General features: G+C 66.5%; 17 protein-coding genes. 4 read left to right on the forward strand and 13 right to left on the reverse strand.

Going from position 1 to position 20,603, the window contains the following annotated elements:
* The first annotated feature begins 52 nt into the window (after window positions 1-52).
* Window positions 53-1,012, forward strand: coding sequence for a DUF559 domain-containing protein (locus tag NFU08_RS03335; protein WP_251420734.1), 960 nt, complete (start codon window positions 53-55; stop codon window positions 1,010-1,012).
* Between the two features lie 149 nt (window positions 1,013-1,161).
* Here the strand turns inward: NFU08_RS03335 and purU are convergent, their stop codons facing one another.
* From purU to glyA, 7 genes are read right to left on the reverse strand one after another with little or no spacing between them, the layout of a single operon-like run.
* Entirely contained in the window at window positions 1,162-2,058 is an 897-nt protein-coding gene (purU, locus tag NFU08_RS03340) for a formyltetrahydrofolate deformylase (RefSeq protein ID WP_104185779.1), read from the reverse strand.
* A 3-nt stretch (window positions 2,059-2,061) separates the two neighbouring features.
* On the reverse strand, window positions 2,062-3,435 hold the full coding sequence (locus NFU08_RS03345; protein ID WP_174179699.1) for an L-serine ammonia-lyase: 1,374 nt from the start codon (window positions 3,433-3,435) through the stop codon (window positions 2,062-2,064).
* Complete coding sequence (locus NFU08_RS03350) at window positions 3,436-4,074, reverse strand: sarcosine oxidase subunit gamma (protein WP_251420736.1); 639 nt, start codon at window positions 4,072-4,074, stop codon at window positions 3,436-3,438.
* Window positions 4,067-7,012: a sarcosine oxidase subunit alpha family protein gene (locus NFU08_RS03355; protein ID WP_251420738.1), complete on the reverse strand. Its 2,946-nt coding sequence runs from the start codon at window positions 7,010-7,012 to the stop codon at window positions 4,067-4,069. The genes NFU08_RS03350 and NFU08_RS03355 overlap by 8 nt, the downstream gene beginning before the upstream one ends.
* Window positions 7,009-7,434, reverse strand: a complete 426-nt coding sequence (locus NFU08_RS03360; protein ID WP_174179693.1) for a sarcosine oxidase subunit delta — start codon at window positions 7,432-7,434, stop codon at window positions 7,009-7,011. The genes NFU08_RS03355 and NFU08_RS03360 overlap by 4 nt, the downstream gene beginning before the upstream one ends.
* A 37-nt stretch (window positions 7,435-7,471) precedes the next feature.
* Complete coding sequence (locus NFU08_RS03365; protein ID WP_104185774.1) at window positions 7,472-8,692, reverse strand: sarcosine oxidase subunit beta family protein; 1,221 nt, start codon at window positions 8,690-8,692, stop codon at window positions 7,472-7,474.
* On the reverse strand, window positions 8,689-10,029 hold the full coding sequence (gene glyA / locus NFU08_RS03370) for a serine hydroxymethyltransferase (RefSeq protein ID WP_285835568.1): 1,341 nt from the start codon (window positions 10,027-10,029) through the stop codon (window positions 8,689-8,691). Before glyA ends, NFU08_RS03365 begins: the two co-directional genes overlap by 4 nt.
* A gap of 155 nt (window positions 10,030-10,184) precedes the next feature.
* Between glyA and NFU08_RS03375 the strand changes: the two genes are divergently transcribed.
* Window positions 10,185-10,856 carry a GntR family transcriptional regulator gene (locus tag NFU08_RS03375; RefSeq protein ID WP_251420740.1) on the forward strand — a complete coding sequence of 224 codons (672 nt, stop codon included), beginning with the start codon at window positions 10,185-10,187 and terminating at the stop codon, window positions 10,854-10,856.
* A 100-nt stretch (window positions 10,857-10,956) separates the two neighbouring features.
* Window positions 10,957-12,171, forward strand: coding sequence for an MFS transporter (locus tag NFU08_RS03380; RefSeq protein ID WP_251420741.1), 1,215 nt, complete (start codon window positions 10,957-10,959; stop codon window positions 12,169-12,171).
* Window positions 12,172-12,178: 7 nt separating this feature from the next.
* On the opposite strand, the gene NFU08_RS03385 is transcribed toward NFU08_RS03380, so the two are convergent.
* From NFU08_RS03385 to NFU08_RS03405, 5 genes are all read right to left on the reverse strand, one after another.
* Window positions 12,179-13,267 carry a LacI family DNA-binding transcriptional regulator gene (locus NFU08_RS03385; RefSeq protein WP_397425083.1) on the reverse strand — a complete coding sequence of 363 codons (1,089 nt, stop codon included), beginning with the start codon at window positions 13,265-13,267 and terminating at the stop codon, window positions 12,179-12,181.
* Window positions 13,268-13,305: 38 nt separating this feature from the next.
* Window positions 13,306-14,211, reverse strand: a complete 906-nt coding sequence (locus tag NFU08_RS03390; protein ID WP_251420743.1) for a carbohydrate ABC transporter permease — start codon at window positions 14,209-14,211, stop codon at window positions 13,306-13,308.
* A complete protein-coding gene (locus NFU08_RS03395) occupies window positions 14,208-15,089 on the reverse strand; it encodes a carbohydrate ABC transporter permease (protein WP_251420958.1) in 882 nt (293 codons plus the stop codon). Before NFU08_RS03395 ends, NFU08_RS03390 begins: the two co-directional genes overlap by 4 nt.
* Window positions 15,090-15,189: 100 nt before the next feature.
* A complete protein-coding gene (locus NFU08_RS03400) occupies window positions 15,190-16,524 on the reverse strand; it encodes an ABC transporter substrate-binding protein (RefSeq protein ID WP_174179048.1) in 1,335 nt (444 codons plus the stop codon).
* 48 nt (window positions 16,525-16,572) lie between these two features.
* The gene (locus NFU08_RS03405; RefSeq protein ID WP_251420745.1) at window positions 16,573-18,009 is read right to left on the reverse strand and encodes a glycoside hydrolase family 32 protein; all 1,437 of its coding nucleotides are present in this window, start codon (window positions 18,007-18,009) and stop codon (window positions 16,573-16,575) included.
* 279 nt (window positions 18,010-18,288) lie between these two features.
* Between NFU08_RS03405 and NFU08_RS03410 the strand changes: the two genes are divergently transcribed.
* Complete coding sequence (locus NFU08_RS03410; RefSeq protein WP_251420746.1) at window positions 18,289-19,848, forward strand: glycoside hydrolase family 32 protein; 1,560 nt, start codon at window positions 18,289-18,291, stop codon at window positions 19,846-19,848.
* Window positions 19,849-19,950: 102 nt separating this feature from the next.
* Here the strand turns inward: NFU08_RS03410 and hxlA are convergent, their stop codons facing one another.
* Window positions 19,951-20,574 carry a 3-hexulose-6-phosphate synthase gene (gene hxlA / locus NFU08_RS03415; protein WP_251420748.1) on the reverse strand — a complete coding sequence of 208 codons (624 nt, stop codon included), beginning with the start codon at window positions 20,572-20,574 and terminating at the stop codon, window positions 19,951-19,953.
* Window positions 20,575-20,603: the final 29 nt, after the last annotated feature.

The raw sequence follows: 20,603 nt of genomic DNA on the forward strand, positions 1-20,603 counted from the left end.
GGCCTGTGGATAACTTCTGCAGCCTTGAGCCGGATCGGGGCAGAATGCCAGCATGCAAAAGCAGGATTCCCTGCCCCTGCCGTTGGCAGCGGCTCCCTTCACCTTCAGCTCAGCCATGTCTTCCGGCGTCCCGTTAAGCAGGCTCCGCCGCAAGGATGTGATCAATGTGAGCCGCGGCCTCTACCGTCCGGCGGGCTGGGATTTTGACCTGGAAGGCGCGGCCAGGGCGTTGTCCGCGGCGTCGCCGGGAGCCTGGATCTCGCATGTGACCGCGGCACGGCTTCGATGCCAACTGCTGCCGCCATGGCTGGCGGATTCGTCAGAGCTGCATCTGAGCAAGCCGAGGTCGCTGCCATCGGTCCGCCGGAAGGGCGTGATCGGCCATACCGTGCTGGCACGTGAGGATGAGACTGAACTTGTCGACGGCATCCGCCTGAGCACCCGGTCCCGCACGTGGCTTGATGTGGCCCGCATCCTGCCGCTCCACGACCTGGTGAGCATGGGGGACCAACTCATCCGCATGCCACGGATGGATTTCGAGGGAAGGGCACAGCCCTACGACACCATAGCGGGCCTTCGCGCGCTTGTAGCCCGCCACCCGAACCTCCAGGGCATCGTCCGCGCCCGCGAAGCGCTGGATCTGATGCGGGTGGGGGCTGACTCCGCGCCCGAATCGCTCCTTCGCTTGGCAATCGCCGACGCCGGGCTCCCGGAGCCCGAACTCCAGGTGCCGTTGCGCGCAGGAGACGCGCGGTCGCCGTCGGCCGATCTCGGCTACCGTCATCGCCGCCTTGCCATCCAGTACGACGGCGACCATCACCTCGGTGACGCACAGATCCTGAGCGACAGGAGACGGGACAAGGCCTTCGAATCAGCCGGCTGGACGGTTCTCATCTTCGATAAGGACGATCTTGCTGACGAGTTTCAGCGCGCAGTGCAGGGGATCAAACGGGCACTCCGGAACGGTTGGCTTGACCACCCCCAGGCGTCGGGGTTTGCCGGCGGGGCCTGAGCATCAAGGGACTTCTGGGCAATGACGACGGCGGTGCTTAAGGCCGTGGCGCCCCCTCACCAGGGTGAGAGAGCGCCACGTAAAAACCAGCATCAGGTGAGAGAGCGTCACGCAAAAGCCGGCGTTAGGTGAGAGAGCGTCGCAGGGGGCTACCGGAGGACCACCGTGCGGTTGCCCTGCAGGATGACCCGGCCCTCGCAGTGCCACCGCACCGCGTTGGACAGGGCCTTGCACTCGGTGTCACGGCCGGCGGCCACCAGGTCCTCGGGCCCGTAGGTGTGGTCCACCTCTACGGTCTGCTGGGAAATGATGGGCCCCTCGTCCAGCTCGCTGTTGACGTAGTGCGCGGTGGCACCCACGGTCTTGACGCCGCGCGCGTACGCCTGGTGGTACGGCTTGGCGCCCTTGAAACTGGGCAGGAACGAGTGGTGGATGTTGATCGCCTTGCCGTCCAGCTTCCGGGTCAGGTTGTCGCTGAGTACCTGCATGTACCGGGCCAGCACCACAAGCTCCACATCGAACTCGTCCACCAGTTCCAGCAGCCGCGCCTCGGCCGCAGGCTTGGTGTCAGCCGTGACCGGCACATGGAAGAACGGGATCCCGTGCCACTCCACCAGGGCCTGGTGGTCGGTGTGGTTGGACACCACGGCCACCACGTCCACGGGCAGTTCGCCGATGCGTGCCCGGAACAGCAGGTCGTTAAGGCAGTGCCCGAACTTGGACACCATGATCAGCACCCGCCGCTTGGAGCCGTGCGGCTCCAGCCTCCAGCGCATCCCGAAACGCTCGGCAACCGGCCCAAACGCGGCCCGCAGCGTGTCCGCGGTGGAGGCATCGCCGTCGGACGCGAAATGCACCCGCATGAAGAAGTGCCCTTCGCTGCGTTCGCCGAACTGCTGGTTGTCGATGATGTCGCAGCCGTGCTCCAGCAGGAAGCCGGACACGGCGTGGACGATGCCCGGCGACTCGCTGCAGTCCAGCGTGAGGACATGCTCCACGGTGGTCACCGGCGCGGACAGGGAAGTTTCAGTCTCAATGGCGGTCATGGTTCAGCACTCGATCACATTCACGGCGAGTCCTCCTCGGGAGGTTTCCTTGTACTTGGTTTTCATGTCGGCGCCGGTTTCGCGCATCGTCTTGATGGCTTTGTCCAGGGACACCTTGTGGCTGCCGTCGCCGTGCAGGGCAAGGCGGGCGGCGTTGATGGCCTTGACGCTGGCGATCGCGTTGCGTTCGATGCAGGGGATCTGCACCAGCCCGCCCACGGGGTCGCACGTCAGGCCGAGGTTGTGTTCAATGCCCACCTCGGCGGCGTTCTCCACCTGGGCGGGCGTGCCGCCCAGGACCTCGCAGAGCCCGGCGGCGGCCATGGAGCAGGCGGAGCCCACCTCGCCCTGGCAGCCCACCTCGGCACCGGAGATGGAGGCGTTGATCTTGAACAGGATTCCGACGGCGGCCGCCGCCAGCAGGAAGCGGACCACGCCGTCGTCGTTGGCGCCGGGGACAAACTTCACGTAGTAGTGCAGCACCGCCGGGACGATGCCCGCCGCGCCGTTGGTGGGCGCCGTGACGATGCGCCCGCCGGCGGCGTTTTCCTCGTTCACGGCCAGCGCGAACAGGTTCACCCATTCCATGGCCCGGAGCGGATCGGTCACGCCGGTGTCCGCCGTCAGGGTCTGGAACAACGACGGCGCGCGGCGGCGGACGTTGAGCCCGCCCGGAAGGATGCCTTCCGCGGCGCAGCCGTTGTCCACGCATTCGCGCATGACCGCCCACAGCCCCAGCAGCTTCTCCCGGAGCTCCGCTTCGGGCCGCCAGGTCAGTTCATTGGCGAGCATGACGTCCGAGATGGACATCCCCTCGCGTTGGCAGATCTCCAGGAGCTCGTCCGCCGTGGTGAACGGGTAAGGCAGGACGGTGGAGTCCGCCACCACCCTGTCTCCGGCGTCGGCGTCCCCGTCAACAACAAAGCCGCCCCCAATCGAATAGAAGCTCCGTTCGCTGAGGACTGACCCGGCATGGTCCAGGGCGCGGAAGGTCATGCCGTTGGGGTGGGCCGGGAGGGACTTGCGCCGGTGCAGCACTACGTCCTCGTCCCAGTTGAAGTCCACCCGGTGGTCCCCGCCGATCCACAGTTCGGCGTCCAGCGCGGCTGCGGCCACCTGGTCGTCGGCCGTGAAAGTGTCCACGGTTTCGGGGTCCAGGCCCTTGAGGCCCAGGACCACGGCCTTGTCCGAGCCGTGGCCCCGCCCGGTGGCGCCCAGCGAGCCGAACAGTTCAGCCTGTACGCGCCGGGTGGAGCTCAGGTGTCCGTCACCCTTGAGTCCGTCGGCGAACAGCTTTGCTGCCCGCATCGGGCCGACCGTGTGTGACGACGACGGCCCGATGCCAACGGAGAACAGGTCCAGGACGCTGAGGGCCATTTAGGGGACCTCAGGCGAGGCATACTCGCGCATTGCGTCGAGCAGCCAGCGGCCCAGGAAATCAGCGAACGACGCGCGGGGGAAGAGCCGGAACGTCTCCTCGCCGGTCTTCCACAGCACCACGGGGATGTTGCCCACCTCCGTGGAAAGCGCCGTGCCGGCTTTCAGCACGCGCGGGTGCAGGTCCAGCGAGCAGCCCTTCTCCAGGACGGCCCGGGCCCGCGTCCCGGTGAGCTCGAACGTGGTGCGGTTCGCGGAGAGGTCCACCACCTGGCCGGCGCCGTCCCCCAGGGCTTCGCGGAGCGCCTGGATCAGGCCGCCGCCCAGGGATTCGTGGGCTTCCCGTGGTGCCACCACCAGGAACTCTTCCGGGCCAAGCCACAGCACGGAGGAGTCCCCGGTTCCGGTGACGCTGCCGCACGTGGCGGGCAGGCCGCCGGTGACAGCGGCGACGCGCTGTCCGGCGTCGCTGTCCCGGTTGACCCGGAGGCCCACCATGGTCAGGAAAGCCACTTCGCTGATCTCCACCACGCCCCGGACGGAGCCGGTTTCAAAGTCTGCGCGGAGCTGGGCGGCGGGGCTGACCCGGAGTGAGAGGTTCTTCTCGTAGGAGGTTGCGGGTGCTGCTGTTTCAGCCATCTTTGCGGGTCCCTTCGGGGTCAAAAAGTACGGTTTCGGCGACGACGACGTCCACCAGCTGGTCGCCGGCGGCGGCAGTCAGGGTTTCGCCGATGCGGTTGCGGCCGTTCTTGATCAGGGCCAGGCCAAAGGACCTGCCGAGCGCCGCGCTGTGGTAGCTGGAGGTGACGAAGCCTTCCATCGGGACCGGCCCGTAGGCAGGGTTGGTGGAACGGCCCTTCTCCACGAGTTGGGTGCCTTCCGGCAGCCGCAGCGTCCCGTCCACCGGCAGCACGCTCACCAGGTGCTTGCGGTCCTCGCGCTGGCCGTCGGCCCGGGAGTAGGAGCGCTTGCCGATGAAGTCCTTGGCCTTGGAGACGATCCATTCCATGCCGGCGTCCTGCGGGGTGACCGTGCCGTCCGTGTCCTGGCCGACGATCGGGTAGCCCTTCTCGGCGCGGAGCACGTGCATGGTTTCGGTGCCGTACGGGGTGATGTTGAATTCGGCGCCGGCAGCCGCCACGGCCTCCCAGGTGTTCAGCCCGTACCAGGACGGAACGTTGATCTCGTAGGCCAGTTCACCGGAGAAGGAGATCCGGCAGACCCGGGCGCGGACGCCGGAGGCCAGGGTGGTTTCGCGGAACGTCATGAACGGGAAGGCCTCGGCTTCCAGCCCGCCGTTGGCCGCCAGTTCCGGGGCCACCTTGGCAAGGACTGCGCGGGACTTGGGCCCGACGACGGCAATGGTGGACCACTGTTCGGTCACCGAGGTGCAGTGGACGTCCAGGTCCGGCCATTCGGTCTGCAGCCATTCCTCCAGCCAGTCCAGCACCTTCGCGGCGCCGCCGGTGGTGGTGGTCATGAAGTAGGTGTCGTCGTCCAGGCGCAGGGTCACGCCGTCGTCGAAGATCATGCCGTCAGCCATGCACATCACGCCATAGCGGGCGGAACCCGGGGCGAGCTTCTTGAACGCGTTGGTGTAGATCCGGTTGAGGAACTCGCCGGCGTCCTTGCCCCGGATTTCGATCTTGCCCAGGGTGGTGGCGTCCATGAAGCCCACGGATTCGCGGACGGCGGCGCATTCGCGCAGCACGGCCGTGTCCATGTCCTCGCTGCCCTGCGGGTAGTACCAGGGCCGCTTCCACTGTCCGACGTCCTCGAACAGGGCGCCCTTGGCGACGTGCCACGGGTGGATGGAGGTCTTGCGGGCGGGGTCGAACAGCTCGCCGCGCTGGCGTCCGGCCAGTGCCGCGAAGGCCACGGGCGTGAACGGTGCGCGGTAGGTGGTGGTGCCGATGTCGCCGATGCCGCGGGAGGCTTCTCCTGCGGTGCGCAGCGCGGCGGCGATAACGCCGATCGCGTTGACGCCGGAGGTCTTGCCCTGGTCGTTGGCGGTGCTGATGGAGGTGTAGCGCTTGATGTGTTCCACCGAGCGCATGCCGGCCCCGGTGGACCGCAGCACGTCAGCCACGGACTGGTCGCGCTGGAAGTCGACGTAGTGCTGGTGCCAGTTGTCCGGGGTTCCCGTCTCGCCGGGGACCAGCCACAGCTGGCGGGTGGGGGCGGAGGCCTTCGGCTCCGCCAGGACGAGAGGAGCGACGGCGGACGCGAACCCGGCAGCGATGGCTGCGGCTGCACCGGCGGAGATGCCCTCGGCCAGGCAGTCGGCCAGGTCGAAGCTGCCGCGGCCCGAGCCGATGGTCTGCTGGTTGGGGACCACGGTGCTCGGCACGAAGGCGGCCAGCTCGTCGTCCCAGCGCAGCTTGCCCTGCCGCTGGGAGTGCAGGTGCACCAGCGGGCTCCAGCCGCCGGAGACAGCCAGCAGGTCGCAGGCGATCTGTTCGACGCCCGAGGTGAGCTCGCCGTCGTCGTTAATGCTGCGGACGGTGACGCCGTCCACGCGGCCGTCTGCTGACTGCGAGGACGTGTTGGCCACGGCGCTGCCGATCAGCACGCGGGTGCCGGACTCGACGGCGGCAGCAGCCACGGCGGTGAGCTGCGGGCGGGCGTCCACCACGGCGGCAACCTTGACGCCCGCGGCGCGGAGGTCCGCGGCCACGGCGTAGGCGCTGTCATTGGTGGTGCTGATGACCACGCGGCGGCCGGCGGCCACCCCGTAGCGGTTCAGGTAGGTGCGGACGGCCGAGGCGAGGATGATGCCCGGGCGGTCGTTGTTCTCGAACACCAGGGGACGCTCGTGGGCGCCCGGCGCCAGGACCACCTGGTTGGCACGGATGTGCCAAATCCGCTGCCGGGATACTCCGGACGCGGCAGGGGAGGACAGGTGGTCCGTGCGGTTCTGGACGGCGATCACGTAGTTGGCGTCGTAGGCGCCGAAGGCCGTGGTGCGGTTCAGGACGGTGGATTCGGCGCCTGAAACGAGCTCGGCTTCGACGTCCGCCACCCATTCCAGGGCGGGCTTGCCTTCGATGGTCTCAACGAGTTCCGGTGCCGTTGACCCGGACAGGAGGGACCCGCCCAGCTCGGGCTGGTCGTCCAGCAGCATCACGCGGGCGCCGGTGCGGACGGCTTCGCGGGCTGCGGCCAGGCCGGCGGGGCCGCCGCCGACCACCAGGACGTCGGTGTGGACGTACTTCTTGTCGTACTCGGCGCGGTCCTCCTCGGGATCCAGCTTGCCCAGGCCGCTGAGCAGTTCCGCCTTCAGGCCGTCCACCAGGGTGACGGTGGTGGCGGGGAGCATGGATTCGGCGACGTCGCCCGGGAAGCGCGCAGCGATCTTCACCATCGCATTGGATTCCTCCACACCGGCGGACATGATGCCGCGGGGGCGGTCCTCGTAGAGCGAGTTGCCGGCGTTGATGCGGCCGTTGGCGATCAGGGCGGAGGCGAGGGTGTCGCCGGGGTGCCCCGTGAATTCCTCGCCGTCCACGGTGAAACGCCAGGAGATGGTGCGGTCGATGCGGCCGCCGGAAGCGAGGCGGGCGTTCTGGGAAGTCACTTGGTTGCTCCTTCCGGGGCAGTGGTGCTGGCGGGTGTGGTGCTGGTGCCGGAAATGCTCGTCCCGGACGTGCTGGGGGCCGCGGTCCCTGTGGTGGTGCTGTCCGGGGCGAGGCTGGCGGTGCCCGTTTCGACGGTCAGCTGACCGGCAGCGTCAGGCCGGGGCGTGCCCATCGGGTAGATGGCCTGGATGTCATAGGTGACGGTGTCGCGGAGCATGTTGAACCACTGGCGGCAGCCGGTGCTGTGCAGCCAGCGCTCGGCGAAGGCGCCCTTGGTGTTGTCCCGGTAGAACAGGTACTCGGCCCACTGGCGGTCGGTCAGCTCGTTCGGGTTTTCGGGGTAGGGCACGTGGGCCTGGCCGCCGTAGTGGAATTCGGTCTCGTCGCGGGAGCCGCAGTTGGGGCAGGAGATGAGCAGCATGTGCGTCTTCTTTCTAAAGTGCAGTGTTCGCTGGCGGCTAGTGGGCCACGGCGGCGGCGCCGTGTTCGTCGATCAGCGCGCCGGTTTCGAAGCGTTCCAGCGCAAACGGCTTGTTCAGCTTGTGCGGGGAGCCCGTGGCGATGTTGTGCGCGAAGGTGAGCCCGGCCGCGGGGGTGGCCTTGAATCCGCCGGTGCCCCAGCCGCAGTTCACGAACATGTTCTCCACCGGGGTGTTGCCCACGATCGGGGAGGCGTCCAGCGTGGTGTCCACAATGCCGCCCCAGGTCCGGAGCACGTGGGCCCGGGCAAAGATGGGAAAGAGCTCAACGGCGGCGGCCATCTGGTGCTCGATCACGTGGAACGAGCCGCGCTGGCCGTAGCCGTTGTAGGAATCGACGCCGGCGCCCATCACCAGTTCGCCCTTGTGGGCCTGGGAAACGTAGACGTGCACGTGGTTGGACATGACCACCGTGGGGTGGACGGGCTCGTGCAGCTCGGAGACCAGGGCCTGGAGCGGGTGGGACTGGATGGGGAGCCGGAAGCCGGCCATCTCGGCCAGGACCGAGCTGTGCCCGGCGGCGGCGAGGCCCACCTTTTCGGTGTTGATGGTGCCGCGGTTGGTCTTGACGCCCACCACGCGGTTGCCGTCCTTGACGAAGCCGGTGACTTCGCAGTTCTGGATGATGTCCACGCCCATCTCATCGCACTTGCGGGCGAAGGCCCAGGCAACGTGGTCGTGCTTGGCGATGCCGGCCCGGGGCTGGTACGTGGCGCCCATGACGGGGTAGCGGATGTTGTCGCTGATGTTCAGGATGGGGCAAAGTTCCTTGACCTGCTTCGGGTCCAGCCACTCGGCGTCCACGCCGTTGAGCTTGTTCGCTCCCACGCGCCGCATGCTTTCACGGACGTCGCCCAGGGTGTGGGCGAGGTTCATCACGCCGCGCTGGCTGAAGAGGAAGTCGTACTCGAGCTCCTCCGGCAGGATCTCCCAGAGCTTGAGGGCGTGCTCGTAGATGGCCGCGCTCTCGTCCCAGAGGTAGTTGGAACGGATGATGGTGGTGTTCCGGGCCATGTTGCCGCCGGCCAGCCAGCCCTTTTCCAGGACGGCGATGTTGGTCATGCCGTGGTTCTTGGCCAGGAAGTAGGCGGTAGCCAGGCCGTGCCCGCCGCCGCCCACGATCACGGCGTCGTAGGAGGACTTGGGCTCCGGGTTGCGCCAGAGGAAGTCGGGGTGCTCGGGGAGGAGGTCTGCACTCACTGGGCTGCTCCAATCAGGTCTGCTTCAAGGGCGGCAACTTCAGTGCCGTTGCTGAGGTGTGGGTAGAGGGGAAACTGCTCGGCCAGCGCGGTGACGCGGGCGCGGAGTTCGACGGCGGTGCTGTCGCCCAGGGTGCCGCTGCCCGCAGCGGCGATCAGCGCCGTCGCAATAATGTCTGCGACTTCCTCGAATTCCTTGGCGCCGAAGCCGCGGGTGGCGAGGGCCGGGGTGCCGATGCGCAGCCCCGAGGAGACCATCGGCGGGCGGGGATCGAAGGGGACGGCATTGCGGTTGACGGTGATGCCGATGCGGTGCAGGGCGTCTTCGGCCTGCTGTCCGTCCAGCTCGGAATTGCGGAGGTCCACGAGGACCAGGTGCACGTCGGTGCCGCCGTTGACCACGGAGATTCCGGCCGCGGCAACGTCGTCGCGGAGGAGCCGTTCGGCGAGAAGCTTGGATCCCTCAAGGACACGCTGCTGGCGTTCCTTGAACTCGGGGGAGGCGGCGAGCTTGAAGGCCACGGCCTTGGCGGCGATCACGTGCTCCAGCGGGCCGCCCTGCTGGCCGGGGAACACGGCGCTGTTGATCTTCTTGCCGTACTGCTCCTTGGCAAGGATGACGCCGCCGCGCGGGCCGCCGAGGGTCTTGTGGGTGGTGGTGGTGACGACGTCGGCGTAGGGCACCGGGTTCGGGTGCAGGCCGGCGGCCACCAGGCCTGCGAAGTGGGCCATGTCCACCATGAGGTACGCGTCCACCAGGTCGGCGATGCGGCGGAACTCGGCGAAGTCCAGCTGGCGGGAGTAGGCGGACCAGCCGGCCACGATCAGCTTGGGCCGGTGTTCCAGGGCCAGCGCCTCAACCTCGGCCATATCGATGCGAAGGTCCGATTCGCTTACGTGGTACGGGACCACGTTGTAGAGCTTGCCGGAGAAGTTGATCTTCATGCCGTGGGTAAGGTGGCCGCCGTGGGCCAGGCTCAGTCCCATGATGGTGTCGCCCGGGTTCAGCAGGGCGAACATGGCGGCGGCATTGGCCTGCGCGCCGGAGTGCGGCTGGACGTTGGCGAATTCTGCGCCGAACAGGGCCTTGACCCGGTCGATGGCGAGCTGCTCCACAACATCCACGTGCTCGCAGCCGCCGTAGTAGCGCTTGCCCGGGTAGCCCTCGGCGTACTTGTTGGTCAGTACCGAGCCCTGGGCCTCCATGACCGCGGACGGGGCAAAGTTCTCGGAGGCGATCATTTCCAGCGTCGACTGCTGGCGGCCCAGCTCACTGGCAATGGCCTGCTGGACCTCGGGATCAACGACCGAAAGTCGCTCGTTCAACTGCTCAACCACGGATGCTCCTTTGAAATACCACTTGCTTACTAACTGATATATCAGTGTGAGCTCAATGGTATGATCGGCATCACAGCAGAGTCAATAGCTGGACGAAAGTGACGTGAAGCCCGGCACGGGCAGCCCGTCACGTCAGCGGAGAACGGAGCGGCGCGTTGAATGCACTTCTTGCCCTGCCTCAGGCGGAGGACGAGGCACCGTCCCAGGCTGAGGCCGCCTACCGGCAGCTGCGGGACAAACTGATCATGCTGGAAATCCGCCCCGGCGAGCCGATCAACGAGGGCCAGGTGGCGGCTGAACTCGGGCTTGGGCGCACCCCCGTGCGGGAGGCCATCAAGCGGCTGGAGGTTGACCACCTGGTCATTTCCTATCCCCGCCGCGGCACCTTCGCCACGAATGTCGACTTCACGGAGCTGGCGGACGTCTCGGAAATCCGGGAACTCCTGGAGCCGCTGGCCGCGCGCCGGGCGGCGAAAAGGGCCAGTGACAGCATGCGCCGCGAACTGCTGCAGGTGGCCGATGCCATCGCGGAGCTGGGGCCCGGCCAGGGGGAGTCGCGCGAGCTGATGCGCTATGACCTGATGGTGCACCGGCTGATCTACAAGGCGGCCGCGAACCCGCACCTGGAAAGCACCCTGATCCGCTACGACAACCTGGCCACCCGCATCTGGTGCGTGGTGCTGGACAAGGTGCCGTCAGTGAGCGGCCACATCACCGAGCACGTGGACCTGCTCAAGGCGGTGGCCGCCGGCGACGCTGACAAGGCTGCCGAGCTGGCCCTGCACCATGTCACGAGCTTCGAGGAAACCATCCGCAAGGTGCTGTAGCCCCCCGGGACGCTCTCTCACTTAACGCCGTATAAACCGGGACGCTCTCTCACTTAACGCCGTATAAACCGGGACGCTCTCTCACTCCTGAAAGGATGGAATGCGCTCCATGCCCGCTGCCGCCCGGAACGCACAGGACCGCACTGCCAGGTTCGGGTTCGCCTTCATTGGCGTTCTGCTCATCGCAGTCAACCTTCGGGTGTCCTTTGTCAGCGTGGGGCCGGTCCTGTCCAACATCAGCTCCGACCTTGGCCTGTCCAGCGCCGCGGCAGGTTTCCTGACGGGTCTTCCGCTCATTGCTTTTGCCGTCTTCTCGCCCCTGGCGCCCGGCCTCGCTTCGCGCCTGGGCCTCGACCGTGCGCTGTGGATGTCCCTGCTGATCCTGGCCTCGGGCATCGTGCTCCGCTCCTTGCCCGTGCCCGGCTTCATCTGGCTGGGCACAGCACTCATTGGCCTCGCAATCGCGTTCCTCAATGTCCTGGTCCCTTCACTGGTGAAGCGGGACTTTCCCACGAGGGTCAGCCAGCTCACCGGAAGCTACACCGCCACCCAGGCCGCCTTTGCCGCCATGGGGGCCGCCGTCGTCGTGCCCGTGGCGCAAACGTCCCCCGCGGGATGGCGCCTTGCCCTCGGCATCTGGGTGGGACTTGCCCTCATTGCCATGGCGGTGCTCCTGCCGTGGCTGCGCCGGCACGGCTCCGGCACCGTGAGCGCCGCCAGGCCGGACGTGTCCTACCGGTCGCCGTGGACTTCAGCCTTGGGCTGGCAGGTGACGATCTTCATGGGGCTGCAGTCAATCGCCTTTTACGTCCTGATGGCATGGCTGCCCACCATCGAACAAAGCCGCGGGGTGCCGGCCACTACCGCCGGCATCCACCTGTCCGTTTTCCTGCTCGTTAGCGTCTTCGCCAGCCTTGCCGCAGGGGGCATCCTTCACCGGGGCTCGGACCAGCGGATCGTTAGCGCCGCCAGCGGAGCGGTGATGGTTGTGACGTTCCTGGGCCTGGCGCTTGCGCCGGACCTCATCCTGTTGTGGGTCCTCCTGGGGGCAACCGGGTGCGGGAGCCTGATCGTCATTGCCCTGTCTCTGTTCAGCCTCCGGACCGTCAACTACCCGCAGGCGGCATCATTGTCCGGCATGGCGCAGTCCGTCGGCTACGGCATGGCTGCTGTGGGTCCGGTGATGTTCGGCGGGCTGCGCGATCTGAGCGGAGATTGGACCCTTCCCCTCCTGGTCACCGCGGGCATCATGGCCGTCCTCGCCGTGACGGGTGTGCTCGCCGGGCGGAACCGGGTCATCAGGCCTGCGGCGTAGCCCCCCGTCAGGCGTGCGCCTGGGCCCGGACGGACGTCCGTTCCACGGCGGGGCAGTTGATCCGGGCCACCCCGTCCGTTGCGGTTCCGGGCGCCCCATCCAGCCCGAGGAGCATCCTCACACCGGCAGCGCCCAGTTCGTAGTGGGGGAGGGACACGGTGGAAAGCGGCGGCCGCAGGTGGGCGGCAATGACTTCCTGGTTGTCGAACCCCACCACGGCCATGTCGTCGGGGATGGACAGGCCGTGCTCGCGCAGGCCGTCGTAGAGGCCCATGGCCATCCGGTCGTTGTAGCAGAACACCGCGCTCACGCCGCGGGTAAGGAGATCGGACGTGGCGCCGTAGCCGCCTTCCTGGTCCGGGTAGGCTTCCAGCACCAGTTCGGGGTCGAACGGAACACCTGCCTTTTCCAGTGCTTCCCGGTACCCCTGGAGCCGCCCGTCCTTGGCCGGCGCCGGAATGGTGGCATTGATGAAGGCAATCTTCCGGTGCCCGTGCCCCAGCAGGATTTCCGTGGCCGAGCGGCCGCCCTGCACCTCGTCGGGTACCACGGCGCGGGTGCCCGGCTCGTTGGAGAAGCAGTTGACCAAAACGAAGTCGGCCTCCCGCAGCGGCGCCGGAATGTCCGTCTGGCGGTGGAACCACGTGGAGTAGAGGATTCCGCGGACCTTGTATTCCAGCATCATCTGGATGGCGTCCTGCTCGAGCTCGCCGTTGCCTTCGGTGTTGGCAATGAGGAGGGCGTACCCGTGCTTCCACGCCTCGTCCTGGGCTCCGTGGATGATCTGGCCGGCGAAGGGCGTGGTGGCAACGCCGTCCGCCACCAGCCCGATGAACCGGGACGTGCCGCTGACCAGGGTCTTTGCCATCGCGTTGGGCCGGTAGCCCAGGGTCCGGATGGCGTCCTGCACCCGCCGGCGGGTTTCCTCGGCGATCCGGGCGGCCTTTTTCTTGTTCACCACCAGGGACACCGTGGCTGTGGAAACGCCGGCCGCTTCTGCGACGTCGCGGAGGGTGACGGGGTGCGCGCGCTCCGGGGTTTTCGGCGCCCGGGCGGCAGGTGCCGGCACCTCCGCACCATTCTCCATTGAACTCATCTGCCCTCCTTGAGGAGTATATCCATCCGCCGTTGCCGTCATCCCTTCGTCGCCCCGCTTTCAAGTCCCTGGATCATGGCCTTGTTGAGCACCAGGAACACCAGCAGCAGGGGGGTGATGGTCACGCAGACAGCGGCAAACGTTGCCGTCCAGTCCACCTTGCCCATGGCGCCGATGTAGTTCTGCAGGCCCAGCGGAATGGTCTTCAGGTCCTCGGACAGGACGAAGGTGTTGGCGAAGATGAAGTCGTTCCAGATGAAGATGCTGTTCACCAGGACCACGGTCACCACGGTGTTCAGGGACAGCGGCATGGTGATCAGCCCGAAGATCCGGTAGGGGCCGGCGCCGTCCAGGGATGCTGCCTCGTATGTTTCCTTGGGGATGTACTCGTAGAACGAGCAGAAGAGGTAGATGGACATGGGAAGCGAGAACCCGGCCAGCGGGATGATCATCGAGAGGTAGGTGTCCAGCAGGTTCACCGCCGAATAGTCGATGAACAACGGGACCAGGGCTATCTGCACCGGGACGATGATGCCGATCAGGAACAGGCCGCGGACCAGCTTGCTGAGCCGGAACCCCAGGACCTGGATGGCGTAGGCGGCCATCATGCCCAGCAGGACAATCAGGATGTTCGCCCCCATGGTGACGATGAAGCTGTTCAGGATGTTCCGCCCCAGGTCGCCGGTTTCGAACGCCCTGGCATAGTTCTCCCATGTCAGGGAGCTGGGCAGGGCAAACGGATCACCGGTGGCGAAGTCCTGTTCCGTGCGGAGGCTGGTCAGGAACAGCCACGCCAGTGGGTACACCTGCACGATCACGATGAGCATGATCAGCACGCGGGACAGCGTCCGGAACAGGTCGGGCCTGCGCCGGCGGCGCTTTCCGGGCGGACGGACAGGTACGACGGCGGCGGGCGGGGTGGGAGGGGCTGCCTGGGTGATCATGAGTCTGCCTTCCGCTTCAGCAGGAACAGGATGAGGCCGACGGCGACGAGGCACTCAACCACGATGAACACCGAGATGGTGCTGGCGTAGCCGAAGTCCGTGCTGGTGAACGCCGTCTTGTACATGTAGGTGGTGAGCAGTTCCGAGGACTGCCCCGGACCGCCGTTGGTCATCAGGTAGGGGATGTCGAAACCGCGCAGCCCGTAGGTGGTGGCCATAATGGTGGTGGTGATCCACACCGGGCGGATGTACGGGAAGCGGATCTTGGTGAACAGCGTCCACCGGGACGCGCCATCCAGGACGGCGGCTTCCTCAAGCTCCTTGGGCACAGCGAGCAGGGCCGCGTAGATGATGAGCATGTACAGTCCGGTGAAACGCCATCCTTCCGGTGCGGAGACCGCCGCAAGGACCGTGTTGACGTCCGAGAGCCAGGGCCGCTCGAGGCTGTCGAGGCCCACCCAGTGGAACAGCTGGTTGAGAAGGCCCACGGGTTCCAGGGAGTAGATCCGCACGAAGAGGAAGGCGATGGCCACCGTGGAGATCACGGCCGGCAGCAGGTAGAGGGTCTTGATCAGTTCACGTCCGCGGCGGAGCGACGTGAGGAGGCTGGCGACCACCAGGGCGCCGCCGAGCTGCAGCACCAGGCAGATGGCCAGGTAGACGAGGGCGTTCAGGAACGCCCTCCAGAAGATATCGTCGGCGACGAACATCCGGACGTAGTTGTCCAGGCCCACGAACTCCATATCGCTGATGCCGTTCCAGGAAAAGAAGCTCAGGAACAGGGACTGGAGGATGGGAAAGAGGACTGCTGCGCCGTAAAGGAGCAGCGGTGGAAGCAGGAAGACCAGGACCGAGGTCCGTGACCTGTTGGGCAGCATCCTGTTGGGTTGCATGGCGGGGCCTTTCGGGCCTTGCGGGCGGGGGAACGCTTTCGCTTGTGCGTCCCCCCGCCGCGTTGGTTTCGTGGGGAAGCAGTGCCTACTTGAAGAACTTGGGGGCGTTCTGCGCGATCGTCTTGTCCATGGTTTCGGTGAACTGCTCAGGCGTGATGTTGCCCTGCACCAGCAGCACCAGCTCCTGCTGCAGCCGGCCGTTGGTGGTCGGGTCCAGCTGCGTGTCCCACGGCATGGCCTGCATGGAACCGAGGCCGTCGGCCTGGTCCAGGGCCTTCTGGTACAGCGGCGTGGCATTGGCCGGCACAACGGTTTCGACGTCGGTGGTGGGGGACAGTGCCCCGGTGGCGGCATATTCCGCGGGGTACTTTTCCAGGGCGAACTTCAGGAAGTCGCTCACCAGGGGATCGTAGGTCTTGGCGTTCACGGCCATGCCGATGCCGGACGGCGACACGAACTCGTTGGCCCCCGTCACGGACCCTGCCGTGGTGGGGAGGGTGAAGAAGTCGATGTCGTTGCGGACGGCCGGGTCCAGCTTGTCCGTGGCCAGGCTGGGGAGTTCCCACGTGCCGATGTTGTACATGGCGGCCTGTCCGGAGGTGAACTGGTTCTGCGCGTCCGAGTAGCCCTGGGCGGAGAAGCCGTCCTGGAAACACTTGGCCTTGCCCAGTTCCGCCATCCAGCTCACGGTCTTCTGGCCGGCAGGATCGCTGAACTTCGCCTCGCCCTTCTTCAGTTTCTGGACGAACTCCGGGCCGGCTTCGCGGAAGGGCTGGTAGGCGATGTAGCGTTCCAGCGGCCACTGGTCCTGGCCGTCGATGGCAATGGGGGTGATGCCGGCGCTACGCAGGGCGGTGCACATGGCCGGGATGTCATCGAGCGATGTTGGTACCGCCACGCCGGCCTTCTCCAGCAGTGCCTTGTTGTACCAGATGAATTCCAGCTCGAACTGGAAGGGGATCATGTACAGGGAGCCGTCGTCGAAGCGCTGGTAGTCCAGCGCGCCCGGACGGTAGTTGTCGTAGATGTCCAGTGACTCCAGCAGCTTCTCGGCGTCCACCATCTTGCCCTGCTTGGCCAGCTGCTGGGCGAAGGGAGTTGCGTCCGTATCGAACAGTTCGGGCAGCTTGTTGGCTGCCGCCAGGGTTTCGAGTTTCTGGATGTAGGAGGGCCGGTCCGGGGTGGTGATCAGGTTGAGCTCAAAGCCCGGGTGGTCCTTGGCATAGTCGTCGGCGAGCTTCTTCATGATGTTGATGACCGCTCCGTCAGCGGGGCGGGAGAGCAGCCACGAGATCTCGCGGGCCTTGATCTCGCCGGTGGGGCTGACGTTGGACGGGTCGGTGGAGCTCGCGCCCCCGCAGGCTGTCAGTGCCAGGGCGGTGACGGCTGCGGCAGCGGCAGCGCGGAACATGTTCTTCATATGGGTCAATCTCCCTTGATTGGAACGGAGGATGGGTGTTGGGGGTATTCAGTTGTCGGTGCGCTTGCGTACGTCGAAATCCGTGAGGGTAACCGTGCCCTCGCCGGCGAACACGCCTATTCCGCCGGCGGGGAGGTCGTAGATGCGGGTGCTGAGTGCCACCTGGCGGTCCACGACGGCGACGCACAGGTCGCCGTCGACCACCACTTCCAGCGTGTGGCTGCCGGGGGAGAGGTCGCAGGGGCGTTCCAGTTCGATGGCGTAGGGAACGTCGCCCGAGACATGCCACTGGGCTTCCCCGGTGATGGTCCGTGGCCACCGGTCGAACACAAGGCGTCCGCGCTTCGGTTCAAGGCGGAGGACGTAGGAGTGGTCGCCGTCCGGGCTGGAGCGCAGCAGGATCCCGCATTCCGTGGTGCCCGGCTGGATGTCCAGCACCGCTTTGGCATAGAACTGCGTGGGCAGGTCCTGTGCTGTGACGGCGGCGCTATAGGAGTCCGGCGCGTCCAACCGGATGGGCAGCGGGCTCTCCAGCTCGAGCGGGACCGTGTCCCAAAAGCTGTCCACAAGCTCGTCCGCGAGGCCGAATGCCAGCGTTCCGTCGGGGTTCTGCCGTGCCTCCAGGACGGACATGGTGCCCGCCCACTGCCACGCGCCGTCGTCGCAATTGCCTTCCTTGCTGGCAATCCAGCCGAAGAAGAACCGCCGGCCGTCCCGCTCCGCCGTCTTGGAGGCGTAGAACGCACGCCCGTCGATGCTGTCCAGGTCCGGAACTGTCCACGGCCCCGTGGGGCTCTTGGCCATCCGGTACCGGGTGGTGAACGTTTCGGAAAACTCGGAGTAGGCCATGTACCACCACCCGTTCCATTCGAAGACGTCCGGGCATTCATGCGTGATGTACCTGCGGGGATCCCAGAACGGGTCCGTGTGCTCCCACGTCATCAGGTCCGTGGAAACGCACTGGGCGATGACCCCGCGGCGGCGTTCGGGACCGTCGGAGTGCCGGGCCGCCAGGAGCATCCGCCACAGGCCGGCCTCCTCGTCACGGAAGACAAAGGGGTCCCGCCAGTCCGCTGACTCGTAGCCGTCCGGTGCGCCGAACGTAAGCTCCGGGTGCTTGACCCACGTGTTCATGCCGTCCGTGCTGGTGGCGTGCATGACCAGCTGCAGGGGCAGGCCGTCCGTCCCGAGGTTGCCCGGGTTCTGGCCGGTGTAGAACAGGTGGTGGACGCCTGAGTCGTCAGCAATGACGCTGCCTGTGTAGCAGTTGAAGTCCAAGTCCTCTGTGGTTCCGTGGGGGAGGGCCACCCCGTGGTCCTGGAACTGGGTGAGGTCCTTGGTGGTCACCAGGTTCCAGGCCGTGCCGGGCTTCGGGTCGGCGCGTACCTCGTGAAGGTAGAAGAGCCAGAACTCCCCGTCCTTCTGGTAAGGGATAAGGTCTCCAACCCATGCATCGGCGGGCTGGAAGAAGACTGGGTAGCTCATCGGCGTTGATGTCCATTTCTGCTAAAGCGTTTGATCACCATGAAGCTAGCGTGAAATCGCATGTTGATCAAGCGTTTTAGCAAAAATTGTTCCGAAGGTCTTTTGCGGCTGGTTTGTGACGGAGGGCACTTTTGCTGAAACGCTTGACCGTGGGGTTGCCGCTCGGTATGTTCTTCTGCTAAAGCGCTTAAGCAGCCGGTGATCCGATCAGCGAACCACCGAAGGTTCCATCACCCCGAGCGCCAGGCGGAGCAGCCGCCCCCTGAAAGGAAGTCAACGATGACACATGCCTTTTCCCGTCGCCACGTCCTGCAAGGCACCGGAGCAGGAGCGCTCGCCCTGTTCATGGGCGGTGCCGCAGCTGCCGTCCCTGCCCGGGCGGCGCAGGGCTCACAGCGGGCCGTCTACCACATGACGCCGCCGTCCGGCTGGCTGTGCGACCCGCAGCGGCCGGTGTTCCTGGACGGCAAGTACCACCTCTACTACCTGCACTCCACGCAGAACAACGGCCAGGGCGGCTGGGACCACGCCACCACGGCAGACTGCGTGGCATTCACCCACCATGGCGATGCGCTGCCGCTGCAGCCCGACTTCCCCGTGTGGTCCGGATCGGCAGTGGTGGATACCGCCAACACAGCGGGCTTCGGCGCGGGGGCCATCGTGGTCCTTGCCACCCAGCCCACCGGCGGCATCCGCAAGTACCAGGAGCAGTACCTCTACTGGTCGACCGACGGCGGCTACACGTTTACTGCGCTGCCGGACCCGGTCATCGTCAACACGGACGGAAGGGCGGCCACCACGCAGGCGGAAATCGACAATGCCGAATGGTTCCGGGACCCGAAGATCCACTGGGATGCGGTGCGCAACGAGTGGGTCTGCGTGATCGGCCGGGCGCGGTATGCGGCCTTCTATACCTCCCAGAACCTGCGTGACTGGCAGCTGAAGCGCAACTTCGACTTCCCCAACCCCGCGCTGGGCGGCATCGAATGCCCCGACCTGTTCGAGATGACGGCCGACGACGGCACCAGCCATTGGGTGCTCGGCGCCAGCATGGACGCCTACGGCATCGGACTGCCCATGACCTACGCCTACTGGACCGGCACGTGGGACGGCACCCAGTTCCTGGCTGACGATGTCAGCAATCCGCAATGGCTGGACTGGGGCTGGGACTGGTACGGCGCGGTGACATGGCCGGCTGCAGAGGCGCCGGCAACACGGCGGTACGCCATCGGGTGGATGAACAACTGGAAGTACGCCGCCCGCGACGTTCCCACGGATGCGTCCGACGGGTACAACGGGCAGAACTCGATCGTGCGGGAACTGCGCCTGGCACGCCAGGGCGGAGGCTGGTACAGCCTGCTCAGCAGTCCCGTCACGGCGCTTTCGAACTACGCCGGCTCCACCACCGCGTTCCCGGCCCGGACGGTTAACGGCAGCTATGTCCTGCCCTGGAACGGCCGCGCCTACGAGCTGGAGCTCGACATCTCCTGGGAGGCCGCCGCGAACATCGGGGTCTCGGTGGGCCGCTCCGCCGACGGCGCCCGGCACACGAACATCGGCAAGTACGGCAATGAGCTGTACGTGGACCGTGCGCCCTCGGACCTCGCCGGCTTCCCACTGCTGCCGTACACGCGTGCGGCAGCGCCCATCGACGCCGCCGCGCGGTCCGTCCACCTGCGGATCTTCGTGGACACCCAAAGCGTCGAGGTGTTCGTCAACGCCGGCCACACGGTGCTCTCGCAGCAGGTGCACTTCGCCGACCGCGACACCGGGATCTCCTTCTACACCGACGGCGGACCTGCAACGTTCTCCGGCATCACCATCCGGTCTTTCCGGTAGCCGGCCACCGTAAGCGGCGGCCCCCACGCATGGGTGGGGGCCGCCGTCGGTATTGCGGCATGTTCAGCAGCCGGCGGGAAAACCAGCGGCCGGCAGGAAGAATCAGATGATGGCTGCCTTCAGTTCCTTGGCCGCCAGGGCGGGATCCTCGGCGCTGTAGATGGAACCGCCCACAACGGCCACGTCCGCGCCGGCGCGCTGCACGGCCCCGATGGTGGAGAGGTTCACGCCGCCGGCCACCGAGAAGGGCACGCGGGCTTCTTCTCCGGCGCCCAGCAGGACGTTCAGGTTGTAGCCGGGCAGCGCCTGCTCGTCCAGGCCGGCATGGAACTCGATGAACCTGGCGCCCAGGGCGCGCGCTTCCTTGGCGCGGGACACCTTGTCCGCAACGCCGATCAGGTCCACCACCACGCCCTTGTTGTGGGCTGTGGCTGCCTTGACGGCGCCGGCGATGGTGGAGTCGTCGGCGCTGCCCAGGACGGACACCAGGTCCGCGCCCGCGTTGAAGGCGATGTCGGCCTCGAGCTCGCCGGCGTCCATGGTCTTCATGTCCGCGAAGATGATCTTGTCCGGGTGGGCCGTCTTGACGGCAGTCACGGCCGAGAGCCCGGCGTTCTTGATCAGCGGGGTGCCGAGCTCGATGATGTCCACGGACTCGGCAACCTTGCCGGCCAGGTCCAGTGCGGCCACAACGGTGAGGACATCCATGGCTACTTGCAGTTTCATGTGGGGGTTCGCTTTCTCTTGTTTCCTGC

The organism is Pseudarthrobacter sp. NCCP-2145 (genome assembly GCF_023708005.1).
Lineage (GTDB): Bacteria > Actinomycetota > Actinomycetes > Actinomycetales > Micrococcaceae > Arthrobacter > Arthrobacter oxydans.